This window comes from Tepidimonas aquatica (assembly GCF_007556585.1).
GTDB lineage: Bacteria > Pseudomonadota > Gammaproteobacteria > Burkholderiales > Burkholderiaceae_C > Tepidimonas > Tepidimonas aquatica.
Genome location: NZ_VJNA01000010.1, coordinates 48,610 through 74,188 on the forward strand (window position 1 = coordinate 48,610; position 25,579 = coordinate 74,188).

The window sequence follows — 25,579 nt, forward strand, 5'->3', positions numbered from 1 at the left end:
CGGTTGGTGCGGTCAAGGGTTGGGGGTGAGCCCGAGCGCGGCGAACACATCGGCCCGGCTGCGGCGCTGCGCCGCCACGCGCAGCCGCTGCGAGTGGGTGATCGTTTTCAGATCGAACAGCGCGCGCTCAAAGACTTCATTGATTATAACGAAGTCGAATGCGTCGACGTGCGCCATTTCCTGTGCGGCGTTGCGCAGCCGCAGCTCGATGACGTCGGGGCTGTCCTCGCCGCGCCGCTGCAGCCGCGCGCGCAGCTCGTCCCAGCTGGGGGGCAAGATGAAGATCAGCACCGCCGCCGGGAACTGGCGGCGGATCTGCAGCGCGCCCTGGTAGTCGATTTCCAGCACAATGTCTTCACCGGCGGCCACGCGCGCCTCGATGGCCTGGCGCGAGGTGCCGTAACGCCGCCCGTGCACCTGGGCCCACTCGATGAAGGCGCCCTCGGCGATCATGCGATCGAACTCGGCGTCGCTGACGAAGTAGTACTCGCGCCCGTGCACCTCTTGTCCGCGTGGCGCGCGCGTGGTGTGCGAGATCGACAGCTTGAGCTTTGCGTCCACCTCCAGCAGCGCTTTGACCAGGCTGGACTTGCCCGCCCCGCTGGGGGCGGCGATGACGAACAGGTTGCCGGGTTGCTGCATGTCGACACTCACTCGAGGTTTTGCACCTGCTCGCGCATTTGTTCGATCAGCACCTTCATGTCCACGCTCAGGCGCGTCAGCTCCAGGTTGGCCGCTTTGGAGCCCAGCGTGTTGGCCTCGCGGTGCAGCTCCTGGATCAGAAAGTCGAGCCGCTTGCCCACTTCGCCCCCTTGGTGCAGCAACCGCTCGATTTCGTCCAGGTGCGAGTGCAGGCGGGTCAGTTCCTCGGCCACGTCGATGCGCAGCGCGTAGGCGGCGGCTTCGGCCAGGGCTCGTTCTTGCAACGTGGCCGCATCGACGCGCGCGTCGGCCAGCGCTTCGTGCAGGCGTTGCAGGTAGCGCTCGCGCTGCTGCGCCACGGCTTGCGGCACCAGCGGTTCGGCCTGCGCCGCCAGGGTGCGCAACCGATGCACGCGATCATGCAACATCAAGGCCAGGCGCTCGCCTTCGCGCGCGCGGGCTTGCTGCAGCTCATCCAACGCACGCCGCACCAGCGCCAGCAGCGCCTCAGCCGCGTTCGCTGGCAAGCTGGCGCCGCGCTGCGCCCACTGCAGCACTTCGGCCACGCTCAACGGCGCGGCCTGCGGCAGCCAGGCGCGCACCTGCTCCTGGGCCGTGGCCAGGCGCTGCAACTCGGCGGCGCTGGGCACGCGCACCGTGGTCCCGTCGGTGGCGTCGAAGCTGACGCGCAGCTCCAGCTTGCCGCGCCGCACCCGTGCCGACACGCACTCGCGCAGCGCCGGCTCAGCCGCGCGCAACTCATCGGGCAGGCGCAGCGTCAGGTCCAAAAAACGGCCATTGACGGCGCGCACTTCGACGCGCAGCGCTGCGGTTGCGGCGGCTGCCGTACCGGATTCGGCCTCGACGGCGCCCGCCAGGGCCGCGTAGCCGGTCATGCTGTAAACTGCCATGAGCGTTGCAAGACAAGACTAGGGATCGGGTGCAGGTGAGGGCCGTACGGCGTGCCCTCCCTGACCGGTGAATCGAGCGATTATGTCAAAGACCAGGCCGGCCCCGTTGCCCACCGACACGCTGGTGGGCGGCTACCGTATCGTGCGGGTGCTGGCCAGCGGCGGCTTCGGGTTGGTGTACCTGGCGCGCGACGCCAGCGGGTCCCCCGTGGCCATCAAGGAATACCTGCCCACGGCGTTGTGCACGCGCGCCCCGGGCGAGCGGCTGCCGCAGGTACGGCCCGACAGGCAGGCGTTGTACCGTTTGGGGCTGCGCGGCTTTTTTGAGGAGGCGCGCGCGCTGGCGCAAATCGCCCACCCGGCCGTGGTGGGCGTGCAGCATTTTTTTCACGCCAACGACACCGTGTACCTGGTGATGGAGTACCTGCAAGGCGCGTCGTTGCAGGACTACATCGTCGTGGCGCGCGAACGCCAGTTGCGCCACGTGCTGCAGGAAGGCACGATCCGCGCCTTGTTCGACGAGGTGTTGCGTGGCTTGCGCATCGTGCACCAGCACGGGCTGCTGCACCTGGACATCAAGCCCGCCAACATCCTCATCACCGACGATGACCGCGCGGTGTTGATCGACTTCGGCGCGGCGCGCCAAGCGCTGCAGCACGAAGGCGACTACGTGCGTCCGATGTACACGCCCGGCTTTGCCGCGCCGGAGATGTACCAGCGCGGACCACAGGGGACACTGGGGCCGTGGACCGACCTGTACGCCATTGGCGCGTGCCTGTACTCGTGCATGGTAGGCTACCCGCCGCCGGACGCGCCCACGCGCCAGCAGCGCGAGCGCCTGCTGGGGCCGCTGGCGCGCTGGCAGGGCGCGTATTCGGATAACCTGCGTGAAGCGGTGCGCTGGTGCATGATGCTGGACCCGGCGTCGCGCCCGCAGTCGGTCTACGCGCTGCAGCGCGAGCTGGCGCGCGAGGACGAAGACGAAGCCGACCCGCCGGCACCGCCGCCCTGGTGGGCGCGTTGGCGCATCCGCGCGGACCGCCCTCCGAGCCACGCCGGCGCCCCAACTTCCACCGCAACCCCTACCGTATGACGATGGTCGCTGCTACACCCACCCCCAACCTCGCTGCGCGTCACGACGGGCGCGCGCCCGACGAGCTGCGCCCGGTGCGCATCACACGTGGCTACACCGAGCACGCCGAAGGCTCGGTGCTGATCGAGTTTGGACGCACGCGCGTGCTGTGCACCGCCAGCGTCGAAGACAAGGTCCCGCCGCACCAAAAAGGCACCGGCCAAGGCTGGGTCACGGCCGAGTACGGCATGCTGCCGCGGGCCACCCACACCCGCAGCGACCGCGAGGCCGCGCGCGGCAAGCAAAGCGGCCGCACACAGGAAATCCAGCGCCTGATCGGCCGCGCGCTGCGTGCCGTGTTCGACCTCGGTGCGCTGGGCGAGCGCACGATCACGCTGGACTGCGACGTTTTGCAGGCCGACGGCGGCACCCGCACCGCCGCCATCACCGGTGCATGGGTGGCGGCGCATGACGCGGTGCACCAGCTGTTGGCCGAAGGCAAACTCACGCGCAACCCCATCACGGCGCCGGTGGCGGCGGTGTCGGTGGGCATTGTGCAGGGGCGCGCGGTGCTGGACCTGGACTATGTCGAAGACTCGGCGTGCGAGACCGACATGAACGTGGTGATGACCGGCGCCGGCCACTTCGTCGAGGTGCAAGGCACGGCCGAGGGTGCACCCTTCAACCGGGCGCAGCTGGACGCGATGCTGGCCTTGGCCGAGCGCGGCATCCAGCAGCTCATCACGCTGCAGCGCGCGGCGCTGGACGGCGTGTCGTTTGGGGGCGGGGCATGACCTTGGCCGCCCCTCCGCGCCGGTTGGTGCTGGCCTCCAACAACCCCGGTAAGTTGGCCGAACTGCAGGCGATGCTGGCACCGCTGGCGGTGGAGCTTGTCACCCAAGGCAGTCTGGGCATACCAGAGGCCGCCGAGCCGCACCGCACCTTCGTCGAAAACGCCCTGGCCAAAGCGCGTCACGCCGCCGCGGCCAGCGGGCTGCCGGCGTTGGCCGACGACGCCGGGCTGTGCGTGGCCGCTTTTGGGGGGCGACCGGGTGTGGACACCGCACATTACTGCACACAGTTCGGCTACCCCAAAAGCGATGCCAACAACGTGCGCGCGCTGCTGGAAGCGATGCAAGGGGTGCAGGACCGGCGCGCCGCCATGGTCAGCACCCTGGTGGCGCTGCGCGACCCGGACGACCCCGAGCCCCTCATCGCCACCGGTCGGGTCGAAGGCTTGATCACCGAGGCGCCGGTGGGCGAGGGCGGCTTTGGCTTCGACCCGGTGATGTACATCCCGGCGTTGGGCGGCACCTTTGCTGAGCTGCCGCCCGAGGTCAAAAACACCCACAGCCATCGGGGGCGCGCGGCGGCGGCCATGCTGGCGCTGCTGCGGCAGCACTGGTGGCCAGCGCCATGAGCGTTGAGGCCACCACCGTCCACTGGCAGCGCCCGGGGGGCGTCCGGCTGGCGCACCTGCCGCCGCTGGCGCTGTACATCCACCTGCCGTGGTGCCTGCGCAAGTGCCCGTACTGCGATTTCAACTCCCACGCCTGGGCGGGCGGTGACGCGCTGCCCCAGCGGCGCTACCTGCACGCGCTGCTGGCCGACCTCGACGCCAGCCTGCCGCTGGTGTGGGGGCGTGCGGTCAGCAGCGTCTTTATCGGTGGCGGCACGCCCAGCCTGTTCGACCCCGACGTCATCGGCCAGCTCATCAGCGACGTGCGCGCCCGCCTGCCGCTAGAGCCCGGGGCCGAAATCACGCTCGAAGCCAACCCCGGCACGTTCGAGCGCCAGCGCTTTGCCGCGTACCGCGACGCCGGCGTGACGCGGCTGAGCGTCGGCGTGCAAAGCTTTAATGACCAGCGCCTGGCGGCCATCGGCCGCGTGCACGACGCGGCGCAAGCGCGCGCCGCCGTGCAGGAGGCCGCGCGCCACTTCGAGACGTTCAACATCGACCTGATGTACGCGCTGCCCGGGCAGACCGTGCAGGACCTTGCGCACGAGCTGCAGCAGGCGCTGGCGTTGCAGCCACCGCACCTGTCGGTGTACCACCTGACGATCGAGCCCAACACCTGGTTCGCCAAACACCCGCCGCCGCTGCCAGACGACGACACCGCCTACGCGATGCTGGACCTCATCACCGAGCGCACGGCGGCCGCCGGGTTGCAACGCTACGAGGTGTCGGCCTACGCCGCGCGCGGGCACCGCTGCCGCCACAACCTCAACTACTGGCAGTTTGGTGACTACCTCGGCATCGGCGCCGGCGCGCACGGCAAGCTCAGCTTTGCCGAGCGCATCGTGCGGCAGGTGCGCTGGCGCGACCCCGCCCGCTACATGGACCAAGCGCTGCAGGGCCAGCCGGTGGCGCAGCAGCACGAGGTTGCGGCGGCGGACTTGCCGTTCGAATTCATGCTCAACGCCTTGCGGTTGCGCGAAGGTTTTGCGCTGCGGCTGTTCAGTGAACGCACGGGCTTGCCGATAACGGCGGTATCGACGACCATCGACACTGCGGTGGCGCGCGGCTGGCTCAGCGTCGGCGACGACGGCTGGGTCGCCCCGACGCCGCGCGGCTTCGACTGGTTGAGTGACCTGCAGGCGCTGTTTTTGCCGGGTTGATGGCGGCTTAGGGTGGCCCGCGCGGCCGGCGCCTGCACACTGTGGAGGGCACGGCGATGCTGGCGGTTTATGGCACCTCGGGCTTGATGTACCGTGGCCCGATCGAGGACGCGCGGCGCGTGCTGCCGACGCTGCGCAGCACGCGCGTGCGCGCACTCAAAGTCGAGACCGACCGGCCCGACTTCGTCGACAGCGGTTGGGACCCCTACGCGGCCCGTGGGCCGGCCGCGCCCGGCGAGCCGATGCCGCGCAGCGCCGCCGTGGCGGTGCAGGCCTACGGGGAGGTGCAGCACCCGGCGCCGCAGCGCCAGCCGCTGCAGCGCGTGGCCGACGTTATGACGCCCGAGGCGGTGACGGTGCGCGCCAGCGACAGCGTCGAGCAGGCCTGGCAGCGGCTGATCGACCTCGGCCTGGGGCAGGCCCCGGTGCTGGATGCCCAGGATCGGCTGGTGGGCTTGCTGACCCGCGCCGAGCTGCTGCGTCCCGAGCGGCTGCCGCGCCTGCACGACAGCGCCATCGTTTGGCGGGCGTTGCTGGCGCAGCCGGTCAGCGCGGTGATGGTGTCGCCGGTGCCGGCGGTGGAGCCCGACACGCTGTTGCGCCGCTTGGCGCTGCTGTTGTTGCACACCGGCTTGCCTGGGGTGCCGGTGGTCGATGCGGGCGGGGCGCTGGTGGGCTTCGTGTCGCGCAGCGACGTGCTCAAAGCCGTCGTGCACGACCCACCGCTGGACCTGTGGGCCGGGTGAGCGACAATAAAGGCTTGTGCCCGCTGGCGCCGCGTGGTGCCAGCCCTCCCATCACCCCGTGCGCGGCCCTGGTGGCCGCCGCCTTGTTGCCGCTGCCGTGAACACCACCGTCCCGTCCGTGCCTCAACCTACCGTTGCCGAACTCGACGCCCTCACCGGGGGAGCGTTCAGCGCCCCCACTGCGGGCGAGCGGGCCGCACGCCTGCGCGCCTGGCTGCAGGGTGAGCCGCCCATCGACACCGTGCGTACCGTGTACCGCGAGCTGGCTACGCGCGACAAAGGCGCGGCCAAGATCGTCAAGGAGCGGCTGGAAGAACACAAGCGCCAGCGCGCGCAGGACGAAGCCGCCGCCCAATGGGCCGCGCGGGCCGAAGCGCTGCTGGCGCAAACCCACTTCAGCATGGCCGACGCCCTGGCGTGGCAGCGCGACGCCGCCAAGGCCGGCGCCCCGCTGTCGCGCGAACCCCTGGCCAGCCTGCGCCAGCGGCTGGCCGAGCGCATCGCCGCCATCGAAGACCTGACCCACCGGCTGCACGTCGAGCGCGAGGCGGCGGGCCTGTTGGTGCAGCGCATCGACATGCTGTCCACCCGCCCGATCGCCGACGCCGAGGCCGCCCACGAGGCCCTGGCGCGCGACGTCGCCCAGTGGCGCGAGCGGGCCGAGGCGTTGGTCGCGGCGCCCGCCTGGGGCGATCTGGAGCCGCGCCATGCCGCGCAACTGCAAGCCACGCGCGAGCAGGTGCAAGCGGTGTGGCAGGCGTTCGACGCTGCGTTGGCGCAGGCGTGCCGCGCGCGCGACGACGCGCAGGCCGCGCTGCCCGGGGTGCCGCTGTGGGACGATGAAATCCGCACCCTGCGCGGCCAGGAGGTTGCCGCGGCACCCGAAGCGGCCGCCGACGCGCCGAAAGCGGTGCAGGCGGTGGCCCAGGCCGCGCTGCTGCCCACGCTGCAGGCGCTGGAGCGCGAGTTGGCCGCAGGCCACACCAAAGCCATGGTCCGTTTGGCCGGTGAGCTGCGCCACCTGCACAAGCTGCACGGGCGTCATGCCGGGCCGGAGGTGGAAGCGCGCGCGCAGGCGGCCTTGGCCAAGGCCAAGGAGCTGGAAGATTGGGCGCGTTGGCGCGCCGACCAGTTGCGCGAGGAGCTGATCGCCAAGGCCGAGGCCCTGACGCAGGGCGACGAGGCCAGCCGCCTGGCTGGCAAGGCGCTGGCCGACGCCATCCGGGCGCTGCGCGAGCAATGGAAGCAGGTCGACCAGGGCGGCGTGCCGCCCAACCAGGCGTTGTGGAAACGCTTCGACGCCGCCTGCAACCGCGCGCACGAGGCGCTGCAAGCGTGGCGCGACAGCCTCAAGGCGCAGCACGAAGCGGCCCGCCAGGCGCGCCTGGCCCTGATCGACGAGGTGCGCGCCTGGACCGCGGCGCATGCCGACGACGAGGACTGGAAAGCGCAGCTGCGCGACCTGCACGCCTTCGGCGAGCGCTGGCGTCAAGCCGGCCATGTCAGCGAAAAGGCGTACGCCGAGCTGCAGGCGGCCTGGAAGGATGCGCTGAGCGCGGCCCACGCGCGGCTGCAGGCCGCGCAGGCCGACAGCGTGCAGCGCCGCCAAGCGTTGATTGCCGAGGCGCGGGCGCTGGCCGAGCAGCCACGGGTGCGGCTCGATGCCGTGCGCGAGCTGCAACAGCGCTGGCAGGCCGAGGCGCAGCGCGTGCCGCTGGAGCGGCGCAAAGAGCAAAAGCTGTGGGAGGCCTTCCGCGCCCCGATCGACGCCGCGTTTGCGCGGCGCAGCGCCGAGCGCGAGCAGGCGCTCGCAGCCATGAGCGCCGTCGATGCTGCGGTGCTGCAAGCGGCCCGAGCGCTGGAGCAAGCCTGTGCCCAAGACGACGCGCAAGCCATCCGGGCTGCCATGGCGGCGTTGCGCGACGCAGCTACGCTTGCTGCCGACGCCCATCTGCCCCCGGCCACCGAGGCAGCGCCAGCAGCGGCCGAGGCGGCACCCGCCCCGGCGCCGGATGGAGCCGGGCCCCGGCCGCTGGTGGCACGCCGTGGCGACGACCGCCCCGGGGTGGCCGCGCCGGCCCCAACCCCGGCGCGCGACGCGCGCCCCGGCCCACGCGCTGCGGTGGGCCGCGCGCCGGCGAGCGAGCGAACGGGGCGGCGGCCCCGCCTTGGCGAGGCGGCGTTCCGGGCGCAGCGGCAAGCGTTGGAGCGCGCCGAAGCACGCCTGCGCGAGCTGGCCGCCCGTGCCCACGGCGAAGCCGTGACCGCGCTGTTGCAAGCGTGGCAGCAGCGGCAGCCGGACGCCGTGCCCGCCGCAGCGCAATTGGGCCGCAGCGCCGCCGCGGCCCGTGCCCGTTGGGTGCAGGCCATCGCCGCGGCGCCCGCGGTGGATGACGCGGCGGCCGACGAGGCGCTGCTGCGTCTGGAAATCGCGGCCGACCTGCCCACGCCCGCCGAGCACCTGCCGGCGCGCCGCCAGCTGCAGCTGCAACTGCTGACACGCCGCCACGAGCCGGGGCCCGCCGAAACCTGGCCGCAAGACGTTGCGCGCGTGCTGGCCAGCGCGGCCACGCCGGCGCGCCAGCAGCGGCTGCAAGCCGTGCTCAAGGTGTTGCTGCGTCGTTGACCGCAGGGGGCGGCCCGTCGCCGCCCAGATCGTCGTCCGCCGTCGGCAGCGCCGCGGCGCTGGCCGGCGCCCGCGGGTGGCCGAAAAACGCATCGAGCAGCGCGGTCCAGCGCGGGTGCTCAGCCGCCAGCCGCGCGCGGTCGACCCAGTACGCTTCGCACGAGACGGCAAAAAACTCCGCCGCCGAGGTGGCTCCGTAGGCGTCCAGCCACGGGGCGGGGCCGGCAAAGTGTTCGTGCCACGTGACGCGACGACGGTGCTGGCGCAGCGCGGCGTGCAGCGTGTCGTGCCACAGCCGCGTCGCTTGCGCCGGCGGCAACCCCAACCAGCCTCGGGGCAGTGGCGGGCAGCCGTCGGCCGGCTGGCCCAGCGGCTTGCCGCGCATGTCGATGGCGTGCGCGAATTCGTGAATCACCAAGTTGTGCCCGACGCCCTGGCTGTGCGCATGTCCCAGCACGCGTGGCCAGGCCAGCACGATCGGGCCGCCTTGCATCGCCTCGCCCGCCAGCGCCTCGTCGTACTCGTGCACCACACCGACGTCGTCGGTGACGCGGCGCGGGGCACGCACCTCGTGCGGGTGCAGCACGATGCCGACGAAGCCGTCGTACCAGCCCAACGCGGCGTGACCACGGTACAGCAGCGGCAGGCACGCCTGCGCGGCCACCAGCAGCGCCTTGTGGTCATCGACCACGAGGCCATGCGCACCGCTGAAGCGCTTGCGCGCCAAAAACGCGGCGCACAGCCCGCGCAGCCGCTGCTGCTGGTTGGCGTCCAGCCGTTGCAGCATCGGCAACCCCTGCAGCACCCGCTGCCACAGGGCAGGTGGGATGGCGTTGGGGTCGCCACGGCGCATGCGCCAGCGGCGCCATGTGCGTTGCCACCAGCGGCGCAATGCGTTGGGCATCACCACCCCCACAAGGCGCGCGGCGCTCAAGCGTTGGCCGGCGCCACGCACCAGCGCCCGCCTGGGGCCAGCTGCAACACCTGCAACCGGGGCGGCTGGGCGAGCGCGTCCCAGTCGCTCAGCACCAGCCGCGGCGCGCCGCCGGGCAAACGGTGCGCCGCCGGACGGTGCGTGTGGCCGTGGATGACGCCGTTGGCCCCATGGCGCTGCCGCGCCGCCTCGACCGTGTCAGCGTCCACGTCACCCGTGTCGACCATACCGGCGCGCACGCGCTGGGCCTGGTGCGCACGGCTTTGCGCGCGCAGCGCGCGCGCCAGCGTCTGTCGCTCGGCCAGCGGCCGGGCGGCAAAGTCGGCTTGCCACGCGGCGCTGCGCGCCTGGGCGCGAAAGCGCTGGTAGTCGGCATCGTGCACGCACCATGCATCGCCGTGGGCCAGCAACCAGCGCCAACCCCCGGTATCCAACAGACACGGGTCGGCCAGCAGCGTGGCACCGCTGGCGGCGGCAAAGGCAGGCCCGAGCAAAAAATCGCGGTTACCGTGCATCAGGTACACCGGGCGGCTGCTGGCCACTGCGCGCAGCGCCGCGGCAACGTCGCGCGCCAGCGCCGCCTCGGGGTCGTCGGCTTGCAGCAGGTCGTCCCCGACCCAGACCTCGAACAAATCGCCCAAGATGCACAGCGCGTCGAAGGCCGCCGCGCGCAGGTACCCCAAAAACGCCGCGGCGGTGGCCGGGTCGTGCGCGCTCAGGTGCACGTCCGATACACAGTCGAGCCGGTGCGCACCGTGCGGCCACGCCACGGCGGCCAGTCCGGCGGCGGCCACCGCCGGCGGCTGGGACGCGGATCGTGGCTGGCCCGTCACGGGTTGACGACGACCGCCTTGGTGATGACGACGTCGTCCAGCGGCACGTCGTCGTGGAAGCCGCGCCGCCCGGTGCGCACCTGGCGGATCGCATCCACCACCTCGGTGCCTTTGATGACGCGGCCAAACACCGCGTAACCCCAGCCTTGCAGCGTGGGCGCGGTGTGGTTGAGAAAGTCGTTGTCCGCGACGTTGATAAAAAACTGCGCCGTGGCCGAGTGCGGTGCCTGCGTGCGCGCCATCGCAATGGTGTAGCGGTCGTTCTTGAGGCCGTTGGTGGCTTCGTTTTCGATCGGTGCGCGCGTGGGCTTTTGCTTCATGCCGGGCTCAAAGCCGCCACCTTGGATCATGAAGCCGTCGATGACGCGGTGGAAGATCGTGCCGTCGTAGTGGCCATCACGCACGTAGGCCAGAAAGTTTTCCACCGTTTTGGGGGCCTTGGTGGCATCCAGCTCCAGCGTGATGACGCCACGGCCGGCGATGTGCAGTTCGACTTGAGGGTTCACGGAACGTGCTCCAGGTTGGGCGCGGGCGGGTGCGGCCGCGCGCGGGGTGGGGGAGGGTTGCGCCGCCAGCGGCCAAACCGAGGCGGCCCACAGCGCGGCCAGCAAGCGCCGGCGCACGGGGGTCCGAGGTGGCTGGGTTGGCATGGGACGGACGGGTTCAACGGGCCATGGGGGTGAACAGTTGGCGCAGCGCCTGCTCACGCTGGCGCAGATCGGCCTGGTCAGGCTGCAGCGCCAGCGCCCGCTGCCAATGGCCCAGGGCCAGTTGCGCATACACGTCGCCCAGGTTGCGGTGCGCGGTGGCGTAGTCGGGGTGGTGACGCAGCGCCGCCTCCAGCGCCGCGCGCGCCTCGGCCAGCCGGCCCGCGGCGGCGTGCAGCACCGCCAGGTTGTTGTACGGTTCGGGCAGCTCGGGGTATTCGCGCGTCAACTGCTCGTAGGTGGCTTGGGCGCCAGCGCTGTCGCCCGCCGCGGCCTGGGTGACGCCCAGCAGCAGCCGCGCCTGGACGTCGTTGGGGTGCTCGCGCAGCCAGCCGTCCAGCGCCTGGCGCGCCAAGACCACGTCGCCCGCGGCCAGCAGCCGTTGCACCTCGGCGTAAGGGGCGCTGCCTTGCGCGGCAGCCGCCAGCGGCACGGCCAAGGCCACGGCGGCCAGCAGCGCGCGCACGCCGCGCGAACGGTCAAAGGGGCAGGGAAGCAACATCATGAACGGTTCGGGGCGGTGCACAATACGCGCCTTCAACCGATTGTAGAGCCGCGGCCACCCAGGCGCTGCGGCGCCGTTGCCATGACCCTGCGCATATACAACTCGCTCACCCGACGCCTTGACCCGCTCGTGCCCCTCGAACCCGGCCACGTGCGCATGTACGTCTGCGGCATGACGGTGTACGACCTGTGTCACCTGGGCCACGCCCGCTCGATGGTGGCGTTCGACGTCGTGCAGCGTTGGCTCAAGGCCAGCGGCTACCGCGTCACCTACGTGCGCAACATCACCGACATCGACGACAAAATCATCGCGCGCGCGCTGGCCAACGGCGAAACCATTCGCAGCCTGACCGACCGCATGATCGCGGCGTTGCACGCCGATGCCGACGCGCTGGGCATCGAGCGGCCGACGCACGAGCCGCGCGCCACCGACTACGTGCCGCAGATGCTGGACCTGATCGGGCGGCTGCAGGCCAAGGGGCTGGCCTACCGCAGCGACGACGGCGACGTCAACTACGCGGTGCGCGCCTTTGCCGGCTACGGCAAGCTGTCGGGCAAGAGCCTCGATGAGCTGCGCGCCGGCGAGCGTGTGCAGGTCGACAGCACCAAGCGCGACCCGCTGGACTTTGTGCTGTGGAAGGCCGCCAAGCCCGACGAACCGGCCGAAGCGCAGTGGGACAGCCCCTACGGGCGCGGGCGCCCGGGCTGGCACATCGAATGTTCGGCCATGAGCTGCGCGCTGCTGGGCGAAAGCTTTGACATCCACGGTGGCGGTGCGGACCTGCAGTTCCCCCACCACGAAAACGAAATCGCGCAAAGCGAAGGTGCCACCGGCAAGCCGCTGGCGCAGATCTGGATGCACAACGGCTTTGTGCGCGTCGATGGTGAAAAGATGTCCAAAAGCCTGGGCAACTTTTTCACCATCCGCGAGGTGCTGCAGCGCTACGACGCCGAAACCGTGCGCTTTTTCATCGTGCGTGCGCATTACCGCAGCCCGCTCAACTACAGCGACCAGCACCTGGACGACGCGCGCGCCGCGCTCAAGCGCCTGTACACCGCGCTGGCCACGGTGCCCGCGCAGGCGCCGGTGACCATCGACTGGAGCGACCCCTGGGCGGCGCGCTTCAAGGCGGCGTTGGACGAAGACTTTGGCACGCCGGAGGCGGTGGCCGTGCTGTTCGAACTGGCCGCCGAGGTCAACCGCACCCGGGACGCGCGCCTGAGCGGCGTGCTGCGTGCGCTGGGCGGCGTGCTGGGCCTGCTGCAGCAAGACCCGCAGACCTACCTGCGTGCTGGCGCGGCGTTGGACGAAGCCACCATCCAAGCCCGCATCGCCGAGCGGGCGGCGGCCAAGGCGGCGCGTGACTACGCCCGTGCCGACCGCATCCGCGCCGAGCTGGCGGCCGCCGGCATCGTGCTCAAGGACGGCCCCGGCGGCACCACCTGGGAGCGCGCATGAACGCTCGCCGCGCCCCCAACGGGGTCTGCAGCCCGCCTGCGCACGCCGTGGCGGTGGGCGAAGGCTTCGTGCCCGCGTACTGGGCCGACGCCTGCCAGCACCTGTGCGCGCGCGACCGCGTGATGGCGCGCCTGATCCCCCAGCACGGGCAAGCCTGCCTGCAGTCGCGCGGCGACCCCTTCACGACGTTGGCGCGCAGCGTCGTGGGGCAGCAAATTTCGGTCAAAGCGGCGCAGGCCGTCTGGGATCGCCTGCTGGCCGCCTTGCGGCGCGAGGACACCCTCACGCCCGCGGCGGTGCTGGCTGCCGGCCCCGACGCGCTGCGTGGTGCGGGCCTGAGCGCGCGCAAGGTCGAATACCTGCTGGACCTGGCGCGCCACTTTGACGACGGCCGCATCGACCCCCAGGCCTGGCACGCGATGGACGACGAAGCCATCATCCGCGAGCTGATCGCCATCCGGGGCATCGGCCGTTGGACCGCCGAGATGTTTTTGATGTTCCACCTGCTGCGCCCCGACGTGCTGCCGCTGGACGACCTGGGGTTGTTGCGCGGTATCAGCCAGTGCTACTTCTCGGGCGAGCCGGTCAGCCGCAGCGACGCGCGCGAGGTGGCCGCCGCCTGGGCACCGTACCGCAGCGTGGCGACTTGGTATATTTGGCGGTCGCTGGATCCGATCCCGGTGGCCTATTGACGATCGTGCGCAGGTTGCGGCCAGCGCGCCGCGCCCGCGCCACCCTGCAACGGGCTGCCCAAGCGGCCCCAAGGAGCGACCGAAGTGGCCAAACGCAACTTTCTCGACTTCGAGCAGCCGATTGCCGAGCTCGAAGCCAAGATCGAAGAGCTGCGCTACGTGCAAAACGAGTCCGCGGTGGACATCTCGGACGAAATCGAGCGCCTGAGCCAAAAAAGCCTGCAGCTGACCAAAGAGATTTACGCCAAGCTCACGCCGTGGCAGGTGACCAAAATCGCGCGCCACAGCGACCGGCCGTACACGCTGGACTACGTGCGCGCCATCTTCACGCACTGGACCGAGCTGCACGGTGACCGCCACTTCGCGGACGACCTCAGCATCGTGACCGGGCTGGCGCGCTTCAACGGTCGGCCGTGCGTCGTCGTCGGCCACCAAAAGGGCCGCGACACCAAAGAGCGCGCGCTGCGCAACTTCGGCATGACCAAGCCCGAGGGTTACCGCAAAGCACTGCGGGCGATGAAGCTGGCGGAAAAATTCCGCCTGCCGGTGTTCACCTTCGTCGACACGCCCGGCGCCTACCCCGGCATCGACGCCGAGGAGCGCAACCAGTCCGAAGCCATCGGGCGCAACATTTTCGAAATGGCGCAGCTCGAAGTGCCGATCATCAGCACCATCATCGGTGAGGGCGGCTCGGGCGGCGCGCTGGCCATCGCCGTGGCCGACCAGGTGCTGATGCTGCAGTACGCGGTGTACTCCGTCATCAGCCCCGAAGGGTGCGCCTCCATCCTGTGGAAGACGGCTGACAAAGCCCCCGAGGCCGCCGAAGCGCTGGGCATCACCGCGCACCGCCTCAAGGCGCTGGGGCTGATCGACAAAATCGTCAACGAGCCGGTCGGCGGTGCGCACCGCGATCCGCAACAGATGGCCGCGCTGCTCAAGCGCGCGCTGGCCGAGGCGCTGCGGCAGGTGGCCGACCTGGAGCCGGCCGAGCTGATCGAGCGCCGCCATGCACGGCTGCAGTCCTTCGGGCGCTTCACCGACACCAAGGCTGCGCGCGCCTGACGCCGCGCTGGCGGCGCTGCATGCCTGGGTCCAGCGCCACCCCGACGTGGCGCGCGGCCACGCCCCCCTGCTGGTGGCCTACAGCGGCGGGGCGGACTCCACCGCGCTGCTGCTGGCCGTGGCGCAGCGCTGGCCGCAGCGGGTGTGCGCGGTGCATGTGCACCATGGCCTGCAAGCCGCGGCCGATGCCTTTGCCGACCACGCCCAGGCTTGCTGCGCCGCCTGGGGCGTGCCGCTGCAGGTGCAGCGTGTGCAGGTGGCGCTGACCCCCGGCCGCAGCCCGGAGGAAGCGGCGCGCGCGGCGCGCTACGCGGCGCTGGCGCAACAGGCCCATGCACATGGGGCGGCGGCGGTGCTGCTGGCCCACCACGCCCTCGATCAACTGGAGACGGTGCTGCTGGCGCTTACCCGCGGCGCTGGGCTGCCGGGGTTGGCGGCGATGCCCGAGCGCTTCGAGCGCGATGGCGTGACCTTCGGCCGCCCGCTGCTGCCGGCCGACCCCCAAGCGCTGCGCGCGCAACTGGCGCAAGCCGGTGTGCCGTGGGTGGAAGACCCCACCAACGCCGATCCTCACCCCACCCGCAACCGCTTGCGCTTGCAGGTGCTGCCGGCGCTGCTGCAGGCGTTTCCACACGCGCCGGCCACCTTCGCGCGCAGCGCGCGCCACGCGGCGCAGGCGCAGGAGCTGCTGCGGCAACTCGCTGCGGAGGACCTCGCCCGCATCGGCGACCCCCCGCAACTGGCCGCGCTGCGCGCGCTGCCGCCGCCGCGCGCCGTCAACGCGCTGCGCCTGTGGCTGCGCCAGCGCCACGGCGCGCAGGCCAGCGACGCGCAGTGGCAGGCCCTGGCGCAGCAAATTCAAGCCGCCCGCACGCGCGGTCAGCGCATCGAGTTGCGCCTGGGCGCCGGCACCGTGCGCCGCGACGGCCCCGTGCTGCGCTGGCGGCCGGACAACGCTAGCGACGCCACCACCACAGCAGCAGCGACAGCAGCACCGACACCACCAGGCTCGTGCCCAGCGGAAAGTAAAAGCTAAACCCTTCGCGCTCGATAGCAATGTCGCCCGGCAGCCGCCCCCACGGCAGGCGGCTCAGCCACGGCCACAACAGCCCCGCGAGCAGCAGCAGGGTCCCGAGAAGGATCAGAAAGCGCTGCATGGCCACCTATAATGTTCGGGTTTGCCCGCATCCGCGCGGGCCATTCCTGTAGATCCATCCATGGCACTGATCGTTCACAAATACGGCGGAACCAGCATGGGCTCCACGGAGCGCATCCGCAACGTGGCCAAGCGGGTCGCCAAATGGGTGCGCGCCGGCCACCAAATGGTCGTCGTGCCCAGCGCCATGAGCGGCGAGACCAACCGTCTGCTCGGCCTGGCCAAGGAAGTCGCCCCTGAAAAGCCCGGCCCCGCGTACTACCGCGAGCTCGACCAACTCGCCGCCACCGGTGAGCAGGTCTCGGTGGGTCTGCTGGCCATCGCGCTGCAGGCCGAAGGCATCGACGCCGTCTCGTACTGCGGCTGGCAGGTGCCGATCCGCACCAACAGCGCGTTCACCAAAGCCCGCATCGAATCGATCGACGACCAGCGCATCCGCGCCGACTTGGCCGCCGGCAAAGTCGTCATCATCACCGGCTTTCAGGGCGTGGACGCCCACGGCAACGTCACCACGCTGGGGCGTGGAGGGTCCGACACCTCCGCCGTGGCGGTGGCCGCCGCGATCAAGGCCGACGAGTGCCTGATCTACACCGACGTCGACGGCGTCTACACCACCGACCCGCGCGTCGTGCCCGAAGCGCGCCGCCTGCAGCGCATCAGCTTCGAGGAGATGCTGGAAATGGCCAGCATGGGCTCCAAGGTGCTGCAAATCCGCTCCGTGGAGTTCGCTGGCAAATACCGTGTCCCGATGCGCGTGCTGTCCAGCTTCACCCCATGGGACATCCCCATCGAGGAAGAAGCCCACAGCGGCACCCTGATCACCTTTGAGGAAGGTCAATCCATGGAACAAGCCGTCGTCTCCGGCATCGCCTTCAACCGTGACGAAGCCAAGGTCTCGGTGCTGGGCGTGCCTGACAAACCCGGCATCGCCGCGCAAATCCTGGGTGCGGTGGCCGACGCCAACATCGACGTCGACGTCATCATCCAAAACGTCGGCAAAGACGGGCGCACCGACTTCAGCTTCACCGTGCATCGCAACGACCTGGCGCGCGCGCTGGACGTGCTGCGCACCCAGGTGGTGCCGGCGCTGGGCGCCAGCGACGTCGTCGGCGACGCGCGCATCTGCAAAGTCAGCGTCGTTGGCATCGGCATGCGCAGCCACGTCGGCGTGGCCAGCCGCATGTTCCGCTGCCTGGCGGCCGAGGGCATCAACATCCAGATGATCTCCACTTCCGAGATCAAGATCTCGGTCGTCATCGACGAGAAGTACATGGAGCTGGCCGTGCGTGCGCTGCACCGCGAGTTCGACCTCGACCAGCCCGAAGATACCCTGCAAGGCGCGTAAATTTTTGCCCCCCGAGCCGCCCAACGGCCCGCAACTTCGGGCATAATGGCGGTTATTCGGAGTGATGACCGAGAGGCCGAAGGTGCTCCCCTGCTAAGGGAGTATACGGGCTAAAACCCGTATCGAGGGTTCGAATCCCTCTCACTCCGCCAGCCCAACCCCGCCCGCTGTCACGTGCGCGGGGTTTTGTCGTTGTGGGCGCTATCATCGTGCCCCACGTGTGGGTTGGTACACCAATGTCGAGGAGACACGATCGATGAACGCTGACAAGGCATGGACGCGGCGCGGCCTTGTGTTGGGGATGGTGGGTGGTGCGCTGTCACCGTGGGTCATGGCGCAGGGCGGGGGTAGCGCCGCATGGCCGCAGCGCCCCCTGCGGTTGGTGGTTGGCTTCCCACCGGGGTCGTCGCCCGACACCACAGCGCGTACCCTGGCCGAGCCGCTGGCCGCGCGCCTGGGGCAACCGGTGGTGGTGGACAACCGGCCCGGCGCCGCTGGCAACATCGCCGCCGATACGGTAGCCCGTGCCACCGATGGGCACACGCTGGGGCTGATGATCAACGGCAACCTGACCGTGGCCAAGCTGCTCAACCCCGCCACACCGTACGACCCGCACACCGACTTGGTGCCGGTGAGTTTGCTCGTCAAAGCTCCGTTGGTGCTGTGTGCAGGTCCCCAGGTGCAGGCGCGTGGCGCGGCGGTGTGGGCGGCGGCGCAGCAGGCTGGCGACCGCTGGAACTACGGCTCGCCCGGCGTCGGCACGCTGGCGCATTTGGGCATGGAAATGCTGCAAGCCCGTGCCGGCTGGCGCGCGGTGCACGTACCATTCCCCGGCAACCCGCAGGTCATCCAGGCCATGTTGCGCGGTGAGGTGCACCTGGCCTTGTTGCCACCCGGGTTGGCCCTGCAGCAGGCCGAGGCAGGCAAGCTGCAGGCGGTGGCAGTGACCAGTGGTGGGCGCAGCCCGCTGGCGCCGAACGTGCCGGCGCTGGCCGAGTTGGGCATGGCGGACACCGAACTCGAGGTTTGGAACGCGGTGGCGGCACCACGCAGTTTGCCCACAGCGCATGTGCTGAAGGTGGCCAACGCGCTGGTCGACGTGGTGCGCCAGCCCGACGTCCGCGCCAAGCTGTTTCAGCAGGGTTGGCAGGTCGTTGGCACCAACCCGGAAGGCTTGGCGCGCCGCATCGCCAACGACACCGCCCGTATGCGCGCGGTGATCGAACGCCGGAACCTGCGTGTGGGGTAAGTGGATGAAGCGTGACGTGCGCGATGTGCTGGGCGGCGCCCTGATGGTGGCCGTGGGCGCGGGGGCGGCGCTGTACGCGCAGCAGCACTACGAGCTGGGCGAGCTGCGCAACATGGGGCCGGGGTTTTTCCCGGTGGCGCTGGGTTGGTTGCTGGCGGGGTTGGGGGCGCTGGTGGCGGTGCCTGCCCTGCTGCGCGGCGGTGAGCCGATCGTGCTGGCCAGGCGTGCAGCGGCGGCGGTGCTGGGCGCGCTGATGGTCTTTGGGCTGTTGCTCAAGCCGGCGGGGCTGGTGCTGGCCACGGTGGCGGCGGTGTTGCTGGCCTCGCTGGCCGATGCCCGCTACCGCTGGCGCACGCGGCTGCTGACGGCGCTGGTCATTGCCGCGCTGGCGTGGCTGATCTTCATTGCCGGGCTCGGCATGGTGCTGCCCACCTGGCCCTGGAGCGCGTGACGATGGACGTTGTGCAAGGGTTGCTTCACGGGCTGCAGCAGGCCACGCAGCCGATGATGTTGCTGTACTGCTTCATCGGCGTGTTCATCGGCACGCTCATCGGGGTGCTGCCGGGCATCGGTGCGATGGCCACCATCTCGCTGCTGCTGCCGGTCACTTACCATATCCCGCCGGCGGCGGCCATCATCATGCTGGCCGGCGTGTACTACGGGGCGCAGTATGGGGGCTCCACCGCGTCGATCCTGCTGAACCTGCCAGGCACGCCGTCGTCGGCCGTGACCTGCTTGGACGGCTATCAAATGGCCAAGCAGGGGCGCGCAGGGGTGGCGCTGTTCATGACGACGGTCGCCTCGTTCGTCGGCTCGATGCTGGGCGTGGCAATCTTGGCGGGCTTCGCGCCGGCCATTGCCGAGGTGGGGCTCAAGTTCGGCCCGGCGGAATACTTTGCCATGATGGCGTTGGGGCTGCTGGCGGCCTCGACGCTGGCGTCGGGCTCGCCGATCAAGGGCCTGGCGATGGTGGTGCTGGGGCTGCTGCTGGGCACCGTCGGTACCGACGTCAACTCGGGCGTGGCGCGCTTTTATTTCGATGTGCCGGAGCTGATGGACGGCATCAACATCGTGGCGCTGGCCATGGGGCTGTTTGGTATTGCCGAGGTGGTGGGCTCGGTCAACCAGCCGCGCGATGGGCATGTCACCAACCCCATCCGGCTGCGCGACATGTTGCCCACGGCCGAGGACTGGCGCCGTTCGTGGCTGCCGATGCTGCGCGGCACTGGCATTGGGTCGTTTTTTGGTGCGCTGCCGGGCACCGGGGCCTCGATTGCCTCGTTCATGTCCTACGCGGTGGAAAAGCGTTTGGCCAAAGACCCTGGCCGCTTTGGTCGCGGGGCCATCGAAGGCGTGGCGGCGCCGGAGGCGGCCAACAACGCCGCGGCGCAAACGGCGTTCGTGCCGACGCTGTCGCTGGGCATTCCGGGCGACGCGGTGATGGCGCTGATGTTGGGCGCGCTGATCATCCACGGCATCCAGCCCGGGCCGCTGCTGATGAGCGACCAGCCCGACCTGTTCTGGGGGCTGATCGTCAGCTTCGCCATCGGCAACGTGCTGCTGGTCATTCTCAACCTGCCGCTGGTGGGTATGTGGGTGGCGATCCTGCGCATTCCGTACCACGTGCTGTACCCGGCGATCCTGGTGTTCATTGCGCTGGGCACTTACAGCGTCAACAACAACGTCTTTGACATTTACATGGTGGCGGCCATCGGGGCGGTGGGCTACCTGCTGGCGGTGCTGCGGTTTGAGGCCGCACCGCTGATGCTGGGCTTTGTGCTGGGGCCGCTGATGGAGGAAAACCTGCGCCGCGCGCTGCTGCTGTCGCGGGGGAATGCGGCCATCTTTATCGAGCGGCCGATCAGCGCGGCGTTCCTGGGGGCAGGGGCAGCGTTGTTTGTGTGGAGCGTGTGGGGCATGGTGCGTCGCGCGTTGCGCGAGCACGAGCGCGCCGGGAGCTGACCGCATGGATGCTGATGTGCGTACGCTGTGGGTGCTGGGCACCGGCGGCACGATCGCCGGGCGCGCCGCCCAGGCGCACGATGTGGTGGGCTACCAAGCCGGTGTGGTGCCGGTGCAGGCGCTGCTGCAGGGGCTGGTGTGCCCGCCGGGCTGGCGGCTGCAGGCGCAGCAGGTGGCCAACGTCGACAGCAAGGATATGGACCGCAGCGTCTGGCAGGCACTGCTGCGTGCCGTGCAGGCTGCGCTGGATGACGCCGACGTGGGCGCCGTGGTGGTGACACACGGCACCGACACGATGGAAGAGACGGCGTGGCTGCTGCAGGCCGTGCTGGCGCCTGTCAAGCCGGTGGTGCTGACCGGCGCGATGCGCCCTGCCTCGGCGGTGGTGCCCGATGGTCCGCACAACCTGGCCGATGCGCTGGTGTTGGCCACCGACGCCCAAGCGCTGGCGGTGGGCGGCGTGTGGGTGACGCTGGCCGGGCGCGTGTTCGACGCGGTGGCGGTGCGCAAGGTGCACCCGATGCGCGCCGACGCGTTTGGCGCCGGTGACGCCGGGCCGAGTGCCTGGGTCGAGGCCGGCCAGGTGCGCTGGTGCAGCGTACCGCAGCCGCCCGCGGCGTGGGGTGACGACGCCACGCCGCCGCGCGGTGATGCCGCCTGGCGCCACGCCGTGCTGCACGCGCCGGCGTGGCCGCGGGTGGAGTGGATTTCCAGCCACGCCGACCAGGACGGCGCCATCGTGCGCGCGCTGTTGGCGCAGCGGCAGCGCGCTCTGGCCGGGCACGACGATGACGCGCCGTTGCAGGGGCTGGTGGTGGCCGGCACGGGCAATGGCTCGTTGCACGGCCGGCTGGCGCAGGCGCTGGCCGACGCCGTGGCGCAGGGCGTGCAGGTGTGGGTGACGACGCGCTGCGCCGAGGGTCAGGTGGTGGCAGGGCACGCCGGCCGCGCACGCGCGGCGTTCACGGTGACGCCGCTGCCGCCGGCCAAGGCGCGGCTGGCGCTGGCGTTGCGCCTGCTGGCCACGCCGCCGACGGGTTAGCTGGCCAGCGCCTCGAACACGCGCTGGGTAATTTCCTCCACCGTGCCCACACCGCTGATGCGGCGGTAGCGCGGGGCATGCTCGGGGTCGCGCTCGGCCCAGCCGCGGTAGTAGTCCACCAGCGGGCGGGTCTGTGCGGCGTACACATCCAGCCGCTTGCGCACCGTTTCTTCCTTGTCGTCGTCGCGCTGGATCAGGTCTTCGCCGGTGACATCGTCTTTGCCGGGCACCTTGGGCGGGTTGTAGCGGATATGGTAGGTGCGTCCCGAGGCAGGGTGCACGCGTCGGCCGCTCATGCGTTCGATGATGGTGTCGAACGGCACGTCGATTTCCAGCACGTAGTCGAGCTTGACGCCCGCCTGGCGCATCGCTTCGGCCTGGGGGATGGTGCGCGGGAAGCCGTCGAACAGAAAGCCGTTGGCGCAGTCCGGCTGCGCGATGCGGTCTTTGACCAACCCGATGATGATGTCGTCGCTGACCAGGCCGCCGGCGTCCATGACCTGCTTGGCCGCCAAGCCCAGCGGTGTGCCGGCCTTGACCGCCGCACGCAGCATGTCACCGGTGGAAATCTGGGGGATGCCGTACTTCTGGCAGATGAACGCGGCTTGCGTGCCTTTGCCAGCGCCCGGAGCGCCCAGCAGGATCAGTCTCATGGGTTTCCTTTGCTCGTCTGGTGGGTTGGACCGGTCGACGTGCCGCGCCCTGTCTCCTCAGGCCGGGTGCGCTGGCCGCCAGCGCGCAAGAATAGCATGCGCTGCCCGACACAGGCTTACAGCGGCCGCCATACCTGCCGGGGTTGTCAGCGCGCGGCGTGCCGCACCGCCCACAAGGCACGCACGCGGGCCAGGTCGTCGGGAGTGTCCACCCCCGGGCCAGGGGCTTCAGGTGTGATGTGCACCGCGATGCGCTGGCCGTGCCACAGCACACGCAACTGCTCCAGGGACTCGCACTGCTCCAGCGGCGCCGGCGGCAGGGTGGGAAACGCGCGCAAAAACCCGGCCCGGTACGCGTACAGCCCGATGTGGCGCAGCGGCCGCAGCCCGACGGGCCAGCCGGACAGGTCCAGCGTGGCGTCGTGGCGTGGGGCATCGCGCCACCACGGGATGGGGGCGCGGCTGAACAGCAGCGCCGTGTCGCGCGCGTCCAGCACGACCTTGACCACGTTGGGGTTGAACAGCTCGGTCGCGTCGGCCAGTGGATGCGCGGCGGTGGCCATCACGCAGTCGGGGCGCGCGTGCAAGCGCTGCGCCACCGCCTGCAGCAGCGCGGGGTCGATGAGCGGCTCGTCGCCTTGGACGTTGACGACGATGGCGTCGTCGGGCAGGCCCAGCCGCGCAACCGCTTCGGCCAGCCGGTCGCTGCCGCTGGGGTGGACGGGGCGCGTCAGCAGTGCATCGACGCCGGCGCGCGTGCAGGCGTCGACGATGGCCTGGTCGTCGGTGGCGACGGTGCAGCTCAGCGCCCCGCTGGCGCGGGCGCGCTCGGCCACGCGCACCACCATCGGGGCGCCGCCGATGTCGGCCAGTGGCTTGTCGGGCAGGCGGGTGGAGGCACGCCGCGCCGGGATCAAGACGTGAAACGGCGGCGGTGTCATGCGCTGGCGGCGGGCGGCGTGGCGCGCGGCGGGGCCAAGCGGTCCAGTTCCGCCTCGTCCAGCGCGCGCGCTTCGTTTTCCAGCAAGATGGGGATGCCGTCGCGAATGGGGTAGGCCAGGCGTGCGCCGCGCGAGACGAGCTCGCCAGTTTCGCGCGCGTACACCAGCGGCCCCTTCGTCACGGGGCACACCAGCAGCTCGAGCAGCTTGGGGTCCATGCCCGGCATCATAGCGCGCGCGGGGCGGTTTGGTGGGCCGAGGCCAGCCACGCGTCCAGCGCCTTGAACCAGGTGGGCGACGGGGTCACCTCCAGCGGCACGGCCCACAGGGTCACGCCTGGCGGCAGGTCGGCGGGGCGCAGCTTGACGGCGTCTTTTTCCGTGCACAGCCACTGCCGTGGGCCGCCGGCGGCCAGCGCAGCGTGCAAGGCGGCACGGATCGTTTGCGCGGGCGCGTGGTCGGCCAGCGGCAAGGTGGTCGCCAGCGGCACGCCGTGCGCGCGCAACGCCTCAAAAAACGCCGTGGGGCGGGCAATGCCCGCCAGCGCCCCGACGGCTTGGCCCGCGCCGCGCCAGTGCACCAGCGGCCGGCGCGTGCCATCCAGCGCCACCGCCGTGGGTGCCAGCCGCCGTTGGGCGGCAAATTCGGGGTAGGGGTGCGCTGCCGGGGGCCGGGTGGGCGGCTCGGTGCGCAGCACCCACACGGTGGGCGCTGGCGCGCGGCGCAGCGGCCACGGTTCGCGCAGCGGGCCGGCGGGCAGCAACCAGCCGTTGCCGACGTCGCGCGCGTCAAACACCACCACCGCCGCATCGGCCGCCAGGCGCCAGTGCTGCAAGCCATCGTCGGCCACGACGATGTCCACCTCGGGGTGGCGCTGCAGCAGCCGCTGTACGGCGGCCGTGCGGTCACGCCCCACGGCCACCGGCACGCCGGTGGCACGCGCCAGCAGCACCGGCTCGTCACCGCAGCACGCCGGGTCGGGGTCGTCGGCCACCAGCCGCACCCGCGCGTCACTGGCAGGGGCGCCGTAGCCGCGCGCCACGATGCCGGGCCGCCGGCCGCGCTGGCGCAGGTGTTGCACCAGCGTCGCGGTGGTTGGCGTTTTGCCGGCGCCGCCAACGATAACGTTACCGACCACCAGCACCGGCACCGGCGCGCGCCACGGCTGGCGCCAGCCCCGCCGCCAGACCCAGCGCCGTACCGCCAGCAACGCACCGTAGACGCTGGCCAGCGGGACCAGGCAGGCCGACGCGGCCGTGCGGCGCTGCCACACCGATGTCGGGGCGATGGCCGTCATCACGGCCCACTGCGCTGGGTGGCAAACGTGATCTGCACCAAGCCGGCCTGCCGCGCCGCGTCCAGCACGTCCACCACGGCCTGGTGGGCGGCGGCGGCGTCGGCCTGGATGACCAGCAGCGGCTCGGGCGTTGCCTCGGCCGCGTGCCGCAGCGCCGCCACCAGGGCAGCCACGCTGCGCTCGGGCAGCACGACGTCTTGCACCGCCACGCGCCCGTCGGCGGCCACGGCGACGGTGATTTCGCGGCGCACTTGTGGGGGCGGCTCGGCATCGGCCTGCGGCAGGTTGACCTGCAGCGCCGTCGCCTGGCTGAAGGTGGTGGTCAGCATCAAAAAGATGAGGATCACCAGCAGCACGTCGATGAACGGGATCAGGTTGATCTCCGGCTCGTCGCGCTCCCCGTGGCGAAAGTTCATCGTTGCACTCCCGGTGTGCCAGCAGCGTGGTTCAGCGGTGCAGCGTCAGCAGGTGGTGCACGAAGCGCTCGGCGGCCAGCTCCAGCTCCAGCAGCAGCGCGTCGGCGCGCGCACGGTACAGGCGCCAAAAAATCAGCGCCGGCACCGCGATGATGAGACCAAACGCGGTGTTGTACAGCGCCACCGAGATGCCGTGCGCCAGTTGCGCCGGGTTGCCGCCGCCGGGCAGCAGCCCGCCGGGGCCGGCCTGCGAGCCAAAAATTTCGATCATGCCGATGACCGTGCCCAGCAGCCCCAGCAACGGCGCGGCCGAGGCCACCGTGGCCAGCGCGCCCAGGTAACGTTGCAAGCGGGCCGCGGCGCGGCGGCCGGCACCTTCCAGCGCGGCGCGCAGCTCCGCTTCGGTGGCTCGCGGGTTGTCGTGCAGCGCCAGCAGGCCCGCGGCCAGCACCTTGCCCAGCAGCGAATGCTGGGCAAGCTGCCCAATGACATCGGCCGGTGGCACACCATGACGCGATGCGGTGATCGCCTCATCCAGCAAGCCCGCGGGGGCAACGCGCGCGCGCCGCAGGCTCCAGGCACGTTCCAGGATCAGCGCCAGCCCGACAACCGAGCACGCGATCAAAAAACCGATGGGCCAGCCGGCAGCTTGTATGATTGATAGCAACGCTATCCTCCTCTCAACGCGCAGGGGGTAACGGTGGTGGCGCA

The 25,579-nt window shown here is 70.8% G+C and carries 28 protein-coding genes and 1 tRNA gene; 16 read left to right on the forward strand and 13 right to left on the reverse strand.

All coding sequences use genetic code 11. The features are described 5' to 3' along the window. Window positions 1–12: 12 nt before the first annotated feature. Entirely contained in the window at window positions 13–642 is a 630-nt protein-coding gene (gene gmk / locus Taqua_RS05195) for a guanylate kinase (protein WP_144325364.1), read from the reverse strand. A gap of 8 nt (window positions 643–650) precedes the next feature. Then, window positions 651–1,553 (reverse strand): YicC/YloC family endoribonuclease, encoded by a 903-nt coding sequence (locus tag Taqua_RS05200; protein WP_144325366.1) that lies wholly within the window; start codon window positions 1,551–1,553, stop codon window positions 651–653. A gap of 82 nt (window positions 1,554–1,635) precedes the next feature. Between Taqua_RS05200 and Taqua_RS05205 the strand changes: the two genes are divergently transcribed. From Taqua_RS05205 to Taqua_RS05230, 6 genes are all read left to right on the forward strand, one after another. Continuing rightward, window positions 1,636–2,646, forward strand: a complete 1,011-nt coding sequence (locus Taqua_RS05205; RefSeq protein WP_144325368.1) for a serine/threonine-protein kinase — start codon at window positions 1,636–1,638, stop codon at window positions 2,644–2,646. 2 nt (window positions 2,647–2,648) lie between these two features. Continuing rightward, entirely contained in the window at window positions 2,649–3,419 is a 771-nt protein-coding gene (rph, locus tag Taqua_RS05210) for a ribonuclease PH (protein WP_144325370.1), read from the forward strand. After that, window positions 3,416–4,045: a non-canonical purine NTP pyrophosphatase gene (locus Taqua_RS05215; protein ID WP_144325372.1), complete on the forward strand. Its 630-nt coding sequence runs from the start codon at window positions 3,416–3,418 to the stop codon at window positions 4,043–4,045. The genes rph and Taqua_RS05215 overlap by 4 nt, the downstream gene beginning before the upstream one ends. Beyond that, window positions 4,042–5,244, forward strand: coding sequence for a radical SAM family heme chaperone HemW (gene hemW / locus Taqua_RS05220; RefSeq protein WP_144325374.1), 1,203 nt, complete (start codon window positions 4,042–4,044; stop codon window positions 5,242–5,244). Before Taqua_RS05215 ends, hemW begins: the two co-directional genes overlap by 4 nt. 56 nt (window positions 5,245–5,300) lie before the next feature. Next, complete coding sequence (locus tag Taqua_RS05225) at window positions 5,301–5,990, forward strand: CBS domain-containing protein (protein WP_144325376.1); 690 nt, start codon at window positions 5,301–5,303, stop codon at window positions 5,988–5,990. 97 nt (window positions 5,991–6,087) lie between these two features. Then, a complete protein-coding gene (locus Taqua_RS05230) occupies window positions 6,088–8,616 on the forward strand; it encodes a DUF349 domain-containing protein (RefSeq protein WP_144325378.1) in 2,529 nt (842 codons plus the stop codon). On the opposite strand, the gene Taqua_RS05235 is transcribed toward Taqua_RS05230, so the two are convergent. The 4 genes from Taqua_RS05235 to Taqua_RS05250 are packed head-to-tail and all read right to left on the reverse strand — an operon-like array spanning window position 8,594 to window position 11,595. Next, window positions 8,594–9,520 carry a M90 family metallopeptidase gene (locus Taqua_RS05235; RefSeq protein WP_144325380.1) on the reverse strand — a complete coding sequence of 309 codons (927 nt, stop codon included), beginning with the start codon at window positions 9,518–9,520 and terminating at the stop codon, window positions 8,594–8,596. The genes Taqua_RS05230 and Taqua_RS05235 overlap by 23 nt on opposite strands. Before the next feature lie 26 nt (window positions 9,521–9,546). Continuing rightward, window positions 9,547–10,344, reverse strand: coding sequence for a UDP-2,3-diacylglucosamine diphosphatase (locus Taqua_RS05240; protein WP_144325382.1), 798 nt, complete (start codon window positions 10,342–10,344; stop codon window positions 9,547–9,549). A 35-nt stretch (window positions 10,345–10,379) separates the two neighbouring features. After that, entirely contained in the window at window positions 10,380–11,033 is a 654-nt protein-coding gene (locus Taqua_RS05245; protein WP_144325384.1) for a peptidylprolyl isomerase, read from the reverse strand. A 13-nt stretch (window positions 11,034–11,046) separates the two neighbouring features. Beyond that, window positions 11,047–11,595, reverse strand: coding sequence for a tetratricopeptide repeat protein (locus tag Taqua_RS05250; protein WP_144325386.1), 549 nt, complete (start codon window positions 11,593–11,595; stop codon window positions 11,047–11,049). Between the two features lie 81 nt (window positions 11,596–11,676). Here Taqua_RS05250 and cysS point away from each other — a divergent pair, with 81 nt between their 5' ends. From cysS to tilS, 4 genes are all read left to right on the forward strand, one after another. Beyond that, window positions 11,677–13,053, forward strand: coding sequence for a cysteine--tRNA ligase (gene cysS / locus Taqua_RS05255; RefSeq protein ID WP_144325388.1), 1,377 nt, complete (start codon window positions 11,677–11,679; stop codon window positions 13,051–13,053). After that, a complete protein-coding gene (locus Taqua_RS05260; RefSeq protein ID WP_144325390.1) occupies window positions 13,050–13,745 on the forward strand; it encodes a DNA-3-methyladenine glycosylase family protein in 696 nt (231 codons plus the stop codon). The genes cysS and Taqua_RS05260 overlap by 4 nt, the downstream gene beginning before the upstream one ends. A gap of 84 nt (window positions 13,746–13,829) precedes the next feature. Then, window positions 13,830–14,807: an acetyl-CoA carboxylase carboxyltransferase subunit alpha gene (locus Taqua_RS05265; RefSeq protein WP_144325392.1), complete on the forward strand. Its 978-nt coding sequence runs from the start codon at window positions 13,830–13,832 to the stop codon at window positions 14,805–14,807. Further along, window positions 14,752–15,843, forward strand: a complete 1,092-nt coding sequence (gene tilS, locus Taqua_RS05270) for a tRNA lysidine(34) synthetase TilS (RefSeq protein WP_144325394.1) — start codon at window positions 14,752–14,754, stop codon at window positions 15,841–15,843. The genes Taqua_RS05265 and tilS overlap by 56 nt, the downstream gene beginning before the upstream one ends. Here the strand turns inward: tilS and Taqua_RS05275 are convergent. After that, window positions 15,764–15,964 carry a DUF2905 domain-containing protein gene (locus Taqua_RS05275; RefSeq protein ID WP_144325396.1) on the reverse strand — a complete coding sequence of 67 codons (201 nt, stop codon included), beginning with the start codon at window positions 15,962–15,964 and terminating at the stop codon, window positions 15,764–15,766. The genes tilS and Taqua_RS05275 overlap by 80 nt on opposite strands. A 60-nt stretch (window positions 15,965–16,024) precedes the next feature. On the opposite strand from Taqua_RS05275, the gene Taqua_RS05280 reads away from it, so the two are divergent. From Taqua_RS05280 to Taqua_RS05305, 6 genes are all read left to right on the forward strand, one after another. After that, window positions 16,025–17,308, forward strand: coding sequence for an aspartate kinase (locus Taqua_RS05280; protein WP_144325398.1), 1,284 nt, complete (start codon window positions 16,025–16,027; stop codon window positions 17,306–17,308). Between the two features lie 58 nt (window positions 17,309–17,366). Beyond that, a tRNA-Ser gene (locus tag Taqua_RS05285) sits at window positions 17,367–17,460 on the forward strand. 104 nt (window positions 17,461–17,564) lie between these two features. Then, the gene (locus Taqua_RS05290) at window positions 17,565–18,557 is read left to right on the forward strand and encodes a Bug family tripartite tricarboxylate transporter substrate binding protein (RefSeq protein ID WP_144325400.1); all 993 of its coding nucleotides are present in this window, start codon (window positions 17,565–17,567) and stop codon (window positions 18,555–18,557) included. A 4-nt stretch (window positions 18,558–18,561) separates the two neighbouring features. After that, window positions 18,562–19,008 (forward strand): tripartite tricarboxylate transporter TctB family protein, encoded by a 447-nt coding sequence (locus Taqua_RS05295; protein WP_144325402.1) that lies wholly within the window; start codon window positions 18,562–18,564, stop codon window positions 19,006–19,008. Between the two features lie 2 nt (window positions 19,009–19,010). Further along, a complete protein-coding gene (locus tag Taqua_RS05300) occupies window positions 19,011–20,519 on the forward strand; it encodes a tripartite tricarboxylate transporter permease (RefSeq protein WP_144325404.1) in 1,509 nt (502 codons plus the stop codon). Between the two features lie 4 nt (window positions 20,520–20,523). Next, a complete protein-coding gene (locus Taqua_RS05305; RefSeq protein ID WP_144325406.1) occupies window positions 20,524–21,561 on the forward strand; it encodes an asparaginase in 1,038 nt (345 codons plus the stop codon). Here Taqua_RS05305 and adk read toward each other — a convergent pair. The 6 genes from adk to Taqua_RS05335 form a co-directional block, all read right to left on the reverse strand. After that, window positions 21,558–22,214 (reverse strand): adenylate kinase, encoded by a 657-nt coding sequence (gene adk, locus Taqua_RS05310; protein WP_144325407.1) that lies wholly within the window; start codon window positions 22,212–22,214, stop codon window positions 21,558–21,560. The genes Taqua_RS05305 and adk overlap by 4 nt on opposite strands. A gap of 146 nt (window positions 22,215–22,360) precedes the next feature. Next, complete coding sequence (kdsB, locus tag Taqua_RS05315; RefSeq protein ID WP_144325409.1) at window positions 22,361–23,155, reverse strand: 3-deoxy-manno-octulosonate cytidylyltransferase; 795 nt, start codon at window positions 23,153–23,155, stop codon at window positions 22,361–22,363. After that, window positions 23,152–23,373: a Trm112 family protein gene (locus Taqua_RS05320; RefSeq protein WP_144325411.1), complete on the reverse strand. Its 222-nt coding sequence runs from the start codon at window positions 23,371–23,373 to the stop codon at window positions 23,152–23,154. Before Taqua_RS05320 ends, kdsB begins: the two co-directional genes overlap by 4 nt. An 8-nt stretch (window positions 23,374–23,381) precedes the next feature. Beyond that, complete coding sequence (gene lpxK / locus Taqua_RS05325; protein ID WP_144325413.1) at window positions 23,382–24,452, reverse strand: tetraacyldisaccharide 4'-kinase; 1,071 nt, start codon at window positions 24,450–24,452, stop codon at window positions 23,382–23,384. Continuing rightward, complete coding sequence (locus tag Taqua_RS05330; RefSeq protein WP_144325415.1) at window positions 24,452–24,868, reverse strand: ExbD/TolR family protein; 417 nt, start codon at window positions 24,866–24,868, stop codon at window positions 24,452–24,454. The genes lpxK and Taqua_RS05330 overlap by 1 nt, the downstream gene beginning before the upstream one ends. A gap of 31 nt (window positions 24,869–24,899) precedes the next feature. After that, the gene (locus Taqua_RS05335) at window positions 24,900–25,535 is read right to left on the reverse strand and encodes a MotA/TolQ/ExbB proton channel family protein (protein WP_144325417.1); all 636 of its coding nucleotides are present in this window, start codon (window positions 25,533–25,535) and stop codon (window positions 24,900–24,902) included. Between the last annotated feature and the right edge of the window lie 44 nt (window positions 25,536–25,579).